This is a genomic window from Streptococcus mitis, from assembly GCF_047464035.1.
GTDB classification, from domain to species: Bacteria; Bacillota; Bacilli; order Lactobacillales; family Streptococcaceae; genus Streptococcus; species Streptococcus mitis_DX.
This window is the reverse complement of the sequence record NZ_JASHCQ010000003.1, coordinates 1-11,180: the sequence shown is the minus strand read 5'-3', so window position 1 is coordinate 11,180 and position 11,180 is coordinate 1. Positions and strand designations below refer to the sequence as shown.

Annotated in this window: 10 protein-coding genes; 2 read left to right on the top strand and 8 right to left on the bottom strand. The window is 40.5% G+C overall.

Features of this window, described 5'->3' with window-relative positions; translation table 11 throughout:
- Nucleotides 1–15: 15 nt before the first annotated feature.
- Together QM818_RS01800 and QM818_RS01795 are read left to right on the top strand one after the other, a co-directional pair.
- The gene (locus QM818_RS01800) at nt 16–1,581 is read left to right on the top strand and encodes an ABC transporter substrate-binding protein/permease (protein ID WP_414299833.1); all 1,566 of its coding nucleotides are present in this window, start codon (nt 16–18) and stop codon (nt 1,579–1,581) included.
- Nucleotides 1,581–2,321 (top strand): amino acid ABC transporter ATP-binding protein, encoded by a 741-nt coding sequence (locus tag QM818_RS01795; protein ID WP_000189477.1) that lies wholly within the window; start codon nt 1,581–1,583, stop codon nt 2,319–2,321. The genes QM818_RS01800 and QM818_RS01795 overlap by 1 nt, the downstream gene beginning before the upstream one ends.
- A 196-nt stretch (nt 2,322–2,517) precedes the next feature.
- On the opposite strand, the gene QM818_RS01790 is transcribed toward QM818_RS01795, so the two are convergent.
- From QM818_RS01790 to rpmB, 8 genes are all read right to left on the bottom strand, one after another.
- Entirely contained in the window at nt 2,518–2,733 is a 216-nt protein-coding gene (locus QM818_RS01790) for a capsule biosynthesis transcriptional regulator (protein ID WP_001130035.1), read from the bottom strand.
- Between the two features lie 844 nt (nt 2,734–3,577).
- Nucleotides 3,578–4,828, bottom strand: a complete 1,251-nt coding sequence (ilvA, locus tag QM818_RS01785; RefSeq protein WP_033689399.1) for a threonine ammonia-lyase IlvA — start codon at nt 4,826–4,828, stop codon at nt 3,578–3,580.
- Nucleotides 4,829–4,942: 114 nt separating this feature from the next.
- Nucleotides 4,943–5,965: a ketol-acid reductoisomerase gene (ilvC, locus tag QM818_RS01780; protein ID WP_000290683.1), complete on the bottom strand. Its 1,023-nt coding sequence runs from the start codon at nt 5,963–5,965 to the stop codon at nt 4,943–4,945.
- Nucleotides 5,966–6,181: 216 nt separating this feature from the next.
- Nucleotides 6,182–6,658, bottom strand: coding sequence for an acetolactate synthase small subunit (gene ilvN / locus QM818_RS01775; protein WP_001253803.1), 477 nt, complete (start codon nt 6,656–6,658; stop codon nt 6,182–6,184).
- Nucleotides 6,651–8,351, bottom strand: coding sequence for an acetolactate synthase large subunit (locus QM818_RS01770; RefSeq protein WP_020900041.1), 1,701 nt, complete (start codon nt 8,349–8,351; stop codon nt 6,651–6,653). Before QM818_RS01770 ends, ilvN begins: the two co-directional genes overlap by 8 nt.
- 200 nt (nt 8,352–8,551) lie before the next feature.
- Nucleotides 8,552–10,219, bottom strand: coding sequence for a DAK2 domain-containing protein (locus QM818_RS01765; RefSeq protein ID WP_070528646.1), 1,668 nt, complete (start codon nt 10,217–10,219; stop codon nt 8,552–8,554).
- 2 nt (nt 10,220–10,221) lie between these two features.
- Complete coding sequence (locus QM818_RS01760; RefSeq protein ID WP_042901664.1) at nt 10,222–10,587, bottom strand: Asp23/Gls24 family envelope stress response protein; 366 nt, start codon at nt 10,585–10,587, stop codon at nt 10,222–10,224.
- 154 nt (nt 10,588–10,741) lie between these two features.
- Nucleotides 10,742–10,930 (bottom strand): 50S ribosomal protein L28, encoded by a 189-nt coding sequence (rpmB, locus tag QM818_RS01755; RefSeq protein ID WP_001140948.1) that lies wholly within the window; start codon nt 10,928–10,930, stop codon nt 10,742–10,744.
- Nucleotides 10,931–11,180 lie beyond the last annotated feature (250 nt).

Here is an 11,180-nt window from a genome sequence, read left to right as displayed (position 1 = left end):
GAAATAGGAGAAATCATGAGAAAAATATACTTATCTATTTTCACAAGTCTCTTGCTGATGCTAGGACTTGTCAATGTTGCTCAAGCTGATGAATATTTACGCATCGGGATGGAAGCAGCATATGCCCCCTTTAACTGGACTCAGGATGATGATAGCAATGGAGCTGTCAAAATCGATGGGACTAACCAGTATGCCAATGGATACGATGTTCAAATCGCCAAGAAAATCGCTAAGGACTTAGGTAAAGAGCCTTTGGTTGTTAAAACCAAGTGGGAAGGTCTAGTCCCTGCCCTTACTTCTGGTAAGATTGACATGATTATCGCAGGTATGAGTCCAACTGCTGAACGCAAACAAGAAATTGCCTTTTCAAACAGTTACTACACTAGCGAACCAGTTTTGCTTGTCAAAAAAGATTCTGCCTACGCAAGTGCTAAATCTTTGGATGACTTTAACAGTGCGAAAATCACTTCTCAACAAGGTGTCTACCTTTATGACTTGATTGCACAAATCCCAGGCGCTAAAAAAGAAACAGCCATGGGAGACTTCGCTCAAATGCGCCAAGCTCTTGAGGCTGGTGTCATCGATGCTTATGTTTCTGAACGCCCAGAAGCTCTGACTGCCGAAGCTGCTAACTCTAAGTTTAAAATGGTTCAAGTAGAACCAGGTTTCAAAACGGGGGAAGAAGATACAGCTATCGCCATTGGACTTCGTAAAGATGACAACCGTATTAGCCAAATCAATGCCAGCATTGAAACCATTTCAAAAGACGATCAAGTTGCCCTAATGGATCGTATGATCAAGGAGCAACCTGCCGAAGCAACAACAACTGAAGAGACTAGCAGTAGTTTCTTTAACCAAGTCGCTAAAATTCTTTCTGAAAACTGGCAACAACTCTTGCGTGGTGCGGGTATCACTCTTTTAATCTCTATCGTCGGAACCATCATAGGTCTCATTATCGGTCTTGCTATTGGTGTTTTCCGTACTGCTCCTCTCTCTGAAAACAAAGCTATTTACAGCCTACAAAAACTAGTCGGATGGGGTCTCAATGTCTATATCGAAATTTTCCGTGGAACGCCAATGATCGTTCAATCGATGGTTATCTACTACGGAACTGCTCAAGCTTTCGGTATCAACCTTGACCGCACACTGGCTGCTATCTTCATCGTTTCGATCAACACCGGTGCCTACATGACTGAAATCGTCCGTGGTGGTATCCTAGCAGTTGATAAGGGACAATTTGAAGCAGCGACTGCTCTTGGTATGACCCATAACCAAACCATGCGTAAGATTGTCCTACCTCAAGTAGTCCGTAACATCCTACCAGCAACTGGTAATGAATTTGTCATCAATATCAAAGATACATCTGTATTGAACGTTATCTCTGTTGTTGAACTTTATTTCTCAGGAAATACCGTGGCAACTCAAACCTATCAATACTTCCAAACATTTACAATCATCGCCGTGATTTACTTTGTCCTCACCTTCACCGTAACACGTATCCTACGCTTCATCGAACGCCGCATGGACATGGATACCTATACTACAGGTGCTAACCAAATGCAAACGGAGGATTTGAAATAATGACACAAGCAATCCTTGAAATTAAACACCTCAAAAAATCCTATGGACAAAACGAAGTGCTAAAAGACATTTCACTCACTGTCCACAAGGGAGAGGTAATCTCTATCATCGGAAGCTCTGGAAGCGGAAAATCAACCTTCCTACGCTCCATTAACCTCCTTGAAACGCCAACTGATGGACAAATCCTTTATCATGGACAAAACGTCCTCGAAAAAGGCTATGACCTCACGCAATACCGTGAAAAGTTGGGGATGGTGTTCCAATCCTTTAACCTCTTTGAAAATCTCAACGTTCTTGAAAACACAATTGTCGCTCAGACAACTGTCCTTAAACGCGAACGTACAGAAGCTGAAAAGATTGCCAAAGAAAACCTGGAAAAGGTCGGCATGGGAGAACGCTACTGGCAAGCGAAACCAAAACAACTCTCAGGTGGTCAAAAACAACGTGTGGCCATCGCTCGTGCCCTCTCCATGAATCCAGATGCTATTCTCTTTGATGAACCAACATCAGCTCTCGATCCAGAAATGGTTGGAGAAGTCCTCAAAATCATGCAGGACCTGGCTCAAGAAGGCTTGACTATGATTGTCGTAACTCACGAAATGGAATTCGCCCGTGATGTCTCTCACCGTGTTATCTTTATGGATAAAGGTGTGATTGCTGAAGAAGGCAAACCAGAAGACCTCTTCACCAATCCTAAAGAAGACCGTACAAAAGAATTCCTTCAACGCTATCTCAAATAAAAAGAAAAGGCTGCATAAATCGTGCAGTCTTTTTGCTGTCCTCATACTCTTCGAAAATCAAATTCAAACCACGTCAGCTTCGCCTTGCCGTACTCAAGTACAGCCTACGGCTAGCTTCCTAGTTTGCTCTTTGATTTTCATTGAGTATCAAAATGAAAAGGCAGACCCTATTCAAGAATCCGCCATTATCCAAAGATTAATCTTCAAATTTTTCATGATTTTTATCATAGAAATCAATTAAACCTAGAGCTGTTTCAAACGAAATATTTTTTACTTTTGCACGCCCCTGCGCTAGAGCAATGATAGACATTTCACGCGCATTCGTTTCTTTAGAGATACGGTAGCCTGTGATCTTCTTATCACGAACCCAGCCAACAACTGATTCTACTTTTTCAAAGTTTGACTTAGCCATGTCCTTCTCCTATTTTCTTCTTTACGATATTTAATTGTATACGTTTTTATGTGTTTTGTCAATAAAAAAACATATATTCAATAAAATTAATGATTTATTTTTCTGTTACTATCTTATTAAAGCCGATAATATATAGGTTTTTACTTACTATAAACCATTAGTAAATACCTTTAAAATAATTGTATTATTAACTCTTTTGTTTGTAAAAATATTCATAATTTACAAATGCCAGTTCGGGATAGGTTAGACAGGTTTTATCTTCAACTTTATTCTATTTATCCAACTTTAAAACAATATTTCTAATAGTGAAAGACTTTCTCTCCACACTATTACTAACTATTATTTCTCTTCTCCTTCTTTGATATTCTTCCTGCCTTTATAAGCACTTTTCACTTGATCAACTGGTACTATTTATTTACTTTATCAATATTCCTTTTTATTTCTTCAAACCTATAAAAAGATGAGTCGTTAGGAGACAATAGTATCCTATCTTCTAACATTTTCCACTGTTTTTATCTTCTTAGTATCTTATCACTCTTCTCAGTCAACTCAGTATAAGGTTTCTCATTAGTATTGATTATTTTTTCTAATTCCTATTATATTTAACCAAATTTCAGATTAGACATATATAAAATAGCGGATTCTAAAAATACTCCTTATATATAACAAGTAATTTTACTCCCTTACTATAAACTGAATCAAAAAATAATAGGTACTATAATGACTTGTGATAGAAATAGCGTAATCGATTTCCTAAGTCCATAGGAATCGCCCCCTTTCTTCACCCTCATTATAGCACCTATACATCAGTTGTGCAAATAATATGATATTTTTTTATTAGTCCTCAGACAAGCATATTATAGAGCGTTTCATTACCATTTAAGTTAATATAAGATGGATCAAAACCTTCCATTCGACGAATCAAGCCTGCATAATCATGCTTATCTGCCAGGGCAATCCCAATCAATACTGGGCCTGTCCCCTTGCTAGCTCGTTTGATATACTCAAAACGTGTGATATCATCATTTGGCCCCAAGATATCATTTACAAACTCACGCAAAGCCCCCGGACGCTGTGGAAAATTAACCACAAAGTAATGCTTGATCCCATCATAAATCAAGGCACGTTCTTCCATTTCAGGCATACGGTTGATATCATTATTTCCTCCTGAAATGATACAACAAATGGTTTTCCCCTTGATATATTCAGCTAAAACCTCTAGAGAGGCGATACTAGCTGCTCCAGCAGGCTCTGCGACTATCCCTTGCTTAGAATAAAGGTCAATCAAGGTTTCAGAAATCAATCCCTCATCGACACCTACCAAAGTTTGAACATGTTGACGAGTTGCTTCATAGGTCAACTGACCTACCTTTTGCACAGCAATCCCATCCGCAAATTTGTCAATTTCTTTGAGTTTGACTGGTCCACCAGCTTCAAAGGCAGCTTTCATGGAACGTGCCCCATTAGCCTCTACTCCGATGACTTCAATTTCTGGACTTGTTTCCTTGATATAGGTAGAAACCCCAGCAATGAGACCGCCACCACCAACAGGAACCAAGACAGCATCAAAATCAATCGATTCTTTTCGAGCTTCTTCTAAAATCTCATAAGCAACTGTCCCTTGACCTGCCTGAACATGGGCATCATCAAAAGGATCAATAAAGGTACGATTTTCAGAAACTGTAAATTCTTGAGCTGCTTTGGCTGAGGCATCAAAAGTATCTCCAACTAATTTAATAGTCACGAAGTTCCCACCAAAAAAGCGAACTTGACCAATCTTTTGTTGCGGAGTAGTAATGGGCATAAAGATAGTAGCAGGAATTTTCATCTCATTACAAGTATAGGCAACTCCTTGCGCATGATTTCCCGCAGAAGCACAGACTACCCCACGCTCACGCTCTTCCTTGCTGAGCTGCGAAATGGCATAATAGGCACCACGGATCTTAAAAGAGCGAACACGTTGAGCATTTTCCTTTTTCAAATAAATCTTAGCGCCATACTTCTCCGATAAATAATGGTCGTAATCCAGTGGGGTATTCACAACCACACCGTTCAAGACTTTATGAGCCTTGATTATATCTTTTGAACTTAACATCATTTTCTCCTAGACTATTTCATACTTATCGCAATCATTCCTCTTAAAAAAGAGATGAATTGATTATAAAAGCGAGTTAGTCCCCCAACTCGCCTTCACCTTAATTTCTATCAATTAGTTATAGATTTTGAATGCATCATCGTCGTTTTTACCAACGAAAGGCATTGCTTTTCGCAATTCTGCACCAACTTTTTCAATTTCAAGGTTAGCTGCTTGTTCACGGTAAGCAGTCAATTTTGGACGTCCAGCTTTATAGTCATTTACAAAGTCATTTGCAAATTTACCATTTTGGATGTCTGCCAAGACAGCTTTCATGTTTTCTTTAACTTGCTCAGTAATCACACGTGGACCTGATACATAGTCACCGTACTCAGCAGTGTTTGAAATAGATTGACGCATTTTCTTGAATCCACCTTCGTAGATCAAGTCAACGATCAATTTCATTTCGTGAAGAACTTCAAAGTAAGCCAATTCTGGAGCGTAACCTGCTTCTGTCAAGACTTCGAAACCTGCTTCGATAAGGGCAGTCAAACCACCACAAAGTACAGCTTGTTCACCAAACAAATCTTCTTCAGTTTCTTCTTTGTATGTTGTTTCAAGAAGACCTACACGAGCTGCTCCAACACCTTTACACCAGTCCATAGCAATGTTTTTCGCATTTCCTGTTGCATCTTGGTATACTGCGTAAAGAGCTGGAACACCAAATCCTTCTTCATAAGTACGACGTACCAAGTGTCCTGGTCCTTTAGGAGCACACATAAAGACATCTACATCCGCAGGAACTTTGATAAATTCAAAGTGGATGTTGAAACCATGAGCAAATCCAACTGCGTTTCCTGCTTCCAAGTTTGGAGCGATTTCTGCTTCGTACAATTCTTGTTGGATTTCGTCTGGTGCCAAAATCATGATAACGTCAGCCAATTTAGTTGCTTCTGCTACTGTGTAAGTGTCAAATCCATCTTCTTTTGCTTTGTCAAAAGATTTACCTGGACGTACACCGATGATGACATCACGACCTGAGTCACGCAAGTTTTGAGCATGCGCATGTCCTTGTGAACCATAACCGATAACGGCGATTTTTTTACCGTCAAGTGCTGCTACTTTAACATCTTTTTCATATTCCATTTGAACTGCCATAGTTTTTCTCTCTTTTCTATTATTTATTGCCTTTTAGGCTGGTTTAACAAATTTAAAATATTTTTATACTCAATGAAAATCAAAGAGCAAATTAGGAAGCTAGCCACAGACTGCTCAAAGCACTGCTTTGAGGTGGTAAATAAGACTGACGGAGTCAGTAACATATACCTACGGCAAGGCAAAGCTGACGTGATTTGAAGAGATTTTCGAAGAGTATTAATCGCGGGTAAATCCAGTTGCACCAGTTCGAGCAATATTACGAATACCGTACGGTCGAATGACTCGCAATAGAGCTTCACTCTTTTCAGCATTTCCTGTCATCTGAATGGTAATCGAGCTTGGTGCTACGTCTACCACCGTTGCACGGAAAGGTTGAATAATCGCTAGAATCTCAGCTCGCTTCTCAGCTGGCGCTGACATCTTAACCAAAATCACCTCGCGCTCCAAATGAGGCTTGTCTGTGATATCACGAATGCGAATCACATCAATCTGACGATTGAGTTGCTTGATAATTTGCTCCACTTCATCATGTGAAGCTACATCAATAATAATGGTGATCCGCGATACATTCGGATCTTCTGTTGCTCCAACAGAGATGCTTTCGATATTAACCTGACGACGAGACAGGACACCGGTAAAGCGATTGAGGACTCCTGAACGATTTTGTAGTTTTGCTGTTAACATTCTACGCATGGAACTTCACCCCCAACATCTCATGATTACTCTTACCAGCTGGTACCATTGGTAACACCTGTTCCTTACGAGAAATATCTACCTCGATTAGCATAGGAACATTCTCAGTGATGACTTCAAGGTCTTGAGCCAAGGTCTCAGGATTGTCAAACTTATAGTTTTTAATGCCATAAGCTTGTGCCATCAATTGGAAATCAGGAAGGGTATCAAAGACTGACTCTGACGTTCTACCTTCATAGAAGGATTCCTGCCATTGGCGAACCATTCCAAGTGAGTGGTTGTTCAGCATAACCACCTTGATTGGCACCTTGTAAATGTTCAAAATAGCCAATTCCTGGTTAGTCATTTGGAAACCACCATCCCCAACAAACAAGACTACTTCCTTATCTGGGTTAGCAATTTTAGCTCCAATTGCTGCTGGAATTCCAAATCCCATGGTTCCCAAACCACCTGAAGTCACTAACTGACGTTCATTTTGGTAGGGATAATACTGGGCTGTCCACATTTGGTGTTGACCAACGTCTGTTACCACAATGGCATCTCCATTCGTCAATTCACCAATGCGTTCAATAACGGCTTGCGGTTGAACCACACGCTCTTTCTTGTCATAAGAACGAACACGGTTCTTGTCTTTAGTAACTTTCTCAATCCATTTCTCAGTATTGTTATGAACTGTCGGTTCTGCTAGTAACATTTGCAAGGCTTTCTTAGCATCTCCAACTACAGGAATATCTGCACTGATAATCTTGCCAATCTCAGCTGGGTCAATATCAATGTGAGCAACCTTGGCATTCTTAGCGAAGGTCTTAGGATTTCCTGTCAAGCGGTCATCGAAACGGCAACCAATACTAATCATAAAGTCAGCTTCCGTCATGGCAATATTAGCTGCGAAAGATCCGTGCATACCTCCCATTCCAAGGAAGAGTGGATGAGTCGTTGCAATCGTACCTTGCCCCAAAAGACTGGTTACCACTGGAATTTGATAGCGCTCTGCAAATTCATTTAATTCTGCAGCAGCTTCAGCATAACTAATTCCACCACCAGCTAGCAAGACTGGCTTTTTAGCCTTGGATAATTGCTTCAAGATTTTCTTGATTTGCATATCATTCGGCTCAAGAGTCGGCTGATAGCTTGGTAGGTTCACTTCTGGTGAATAAATGAAATCTGTTTCCAAAGCAGATACGTCTTTAGGTAGGTCAATTACGACTGGCCCTGGTCGACCTGTAGTTGCGATATGGACAGCTTCCGTAATGATACGCGGAATATCTGCCGTCTCACGAACTTGGTAATTGTACTTAGTGATTGGCATGGTAATTCCCACGATGTCTGCCTCCTGAAAGGCATCCTTCCCAATCCCTGCTCGCGCAACCTGTCCTGTAAAGACCAAAAGGGGAACACTGTCGCTCATGGCATCCGCAATCCCTGTAATGGCATTTGTTGCTCCCGGTCCGCTAGTGACGACGGCAACACCCAACTTTCCAGTTGATTTGGCATAACCTTCAGCTTCATGCAGACAACCTTGCTCATGGCGTCCTAGAATGTGGCGAATGCCTTTAAAATTATATATCGCATCATAAAAAGGCAAGACTGCACCACCAGGATAACCAAAGATGGTATCAATTCCTAAATCACGAAGTGTTTCCAAAACTAGGTCCGACCCCGTCTTAGGAGATTCTAAACTGATTTTCTCCATTGTTCCCCTTTCTCTTCTCTTAAAAATAACTTGTTACTATCATACCATTTTTTCAAAATTTTTCAAGAGAAAAGAAGAAATTTTCTGAATTTTCTATTTTAACGTTTATTTATGAATGTTATTTTTGTTTTTATTAAAAAGATACCGATTTCATTTACTAAAAAAGAAAAAAGAACTGATTTCTCAGTTCTTCATTAATCTTATTCCACACTGAATAGGTATGGGTAAACAGGTTGTTGACCTTGATGAATCTCGACTTCAACATCTTCGAATTCTTCTGTGATTTCTTGGGCAATTTCATTGGCAAGTTCTTCGCTTCCGTCTTCACCGACATAGAAGGTTACAATTTCACTATCTTCATCCAACATATGTTTCAAGGTTTCTATCAAGGTTTGGTGCATATCAGGGTTTGACACGAGGATTTTCCCATCCACCATACCTAGATTATCGTTTTCATGGATTTCTAAGCCATCAATGGTTGTATCACGCACAGCTGTTGTGACGCTTCCACTAACGACATCGCTAAGAGCAGCAGTCATACGCTCTTGGTTTTCTTCTATGGACTTACTTGGATCAAAGGCGAGAAGACTTGTCAAACCTTGTGGCAAAGTACGAGCTTCCACCACTACTGCTGGTTGTTCCAAAACTTCTGCTGCAGATTGAGCTGCCATGAAGATGTTTTTGTTGTTTGGCAGGAAGATGATGTTACGAGCGTTAACCTGTTCAACAGCCTTGATAAAGTCTTCTGTTGAAGGGTTCATGGTTTGACCGCCCTCGATAACATAATCCACACCTTGAGAACGGAAGATATCTGCTAGACCTTTACCAGCCACCACAGCAATCAAAGCATACTCTTTTTCTTCAGCTGGTTTGCTAACTTGAGCAGCTTCTTTCTCAACCTGCGCTTCGTGTTGGTTACGCATATTGTCAACTTTTACCTTGACCAAGCTACCATATTTGAGACCTTCTTGCATAACAAGACCTGGATCTTCTGTATGGACATGGACTTTGACGATTTCATCATCATTAACAACGAGGAGAGAATCTCCAAGCTCATTCAAGTAGTTACGGAATTCATCGTAGTCAAAATCTTTGGCATAGGTTGGGCCTTGCTTAAGAGCTACCATGATTTCAGTACAGTAACCAAAGGTGATATCCTCAGTCGCTACATGACCAGCTACAGACTTGTGGTGCTCTGCATTGATCATTTCACTCATGTTGGCCGGAGTCGCTACAAAGTCCTCAGATGCGATATATTCACCAGTAAGGGCTGAAAGGAAACCTTCGTAGATAAAGACCAGTCCTTGACCACCTGAGTCCACAACGCCAACTTCTTTCAATACTGGAAGCATGTCTGGTGTTTTAGCTAGAGCTGTTTTAGCACCTTCCAAGGCTGCGCGCATGACTTCAACAGCGTCATCTGTTTGCTCAGCTTTTTTCTTAGCACCGATAGCAGCCCCACGAGAAACTGTCAAAATCGTTCCTTCAACTGGTTTCATCACTGCCTTATAGGCAACTTCCACACCTGATTGGAAGGCAAGGGCCAAGTCTTGACCTGTTAACTCATCTTTATCCTTGATAGCTTGTGAAAATCCACGGAAAAGCTGAGACGTAATAACGCCTGAGTTTCCACGCGCACCCATCAAAAGACCTTTGGCAAGAATGCTCGCTACCTCGCCAACTGTAGAAGCTGGCTTGTCTGCAACTTCTTTAGCTCCATTTTCAATGGTCATTCCCATGTTTGTTCCAGTATCTCCATCTGGAACTGGAAAGACGTTTAATGAATTGACATATTCAGCTTGCTTATTCAAGCGAGTTGATGCAGCCTGCACCATTTCTTGAAATAAGCTAGTAGTAATTTTTGACACGGTTATTCTCCTACAACTTTGATATTTTGAATGTAGACATTTACAGTCTGAGCAGTAATTCCAAGTTGGTTTTCCAAACTAAAACGAACACGCTCTTGAATGTTTTTTGACACTTCGCTAATCTTTGTTCCGTAGCTCAACACGGTATATACATCAACTGCAATACTGCCATCTTCGGTCGCCTTTACGACGACACCTTTAGAATAATTTTCCTTACCTAGAAGGGCTTGGAAATTATCTTTGAGGGCATTTTTACTAGCCATACCGACCACACCAAAAATTTCAGTTGCTGCTCCACCTACGACGGTTGCAATCACTTCATCTGTTAGTTCGATTTGACCATCTTTTGTATTAATTTTTACAGTCATCCTTTTTACCTCAACTAGTTGATACTCTATTTTATCATATTTCAGCCCAAGTGTAAAAGCAGAATACTGTATCAGCGGATATTTACTCTATTTTTCAAATGATGTTACACCCACAGAAAAAGAAAAAGACCCTAAGGTCTCCTTACTTTTATTATTAAACGCGTTCAACTTTACCTGATTTCAAAGCACGAGCTGAAGCCCAAACTTTTTTAGGTTTACCATCGATAAGAACAGTAACTTTTTGAAGGTTTGGTTTTACGGCACGTTTTGTTTGGTTCATCGCGTGTGAACGGTTGTTTCCTGATACAGTCTTACGACCTGTAAAGTAACATACTTTAGCCATTGTGTTTTCCTCCTATTAGATCTAATATAGCGGATGTGCTAGCACCACATACCGTACTATGTTATCACACTTTCTTCATTTTTGCAAGGGAATTGGAAGATTTTTTTATTTAACGTAGACAATCGTAACTTCTCAAAGTAACTTCCACCTCTCTCCCAAAACTGGAAGTTAGTCTCAGACGACGAATGATGCTAGAATTAAGTCTGAGACTTTTCGTAAGGAGGCACCTCATGACGAAAAAACAAAAACA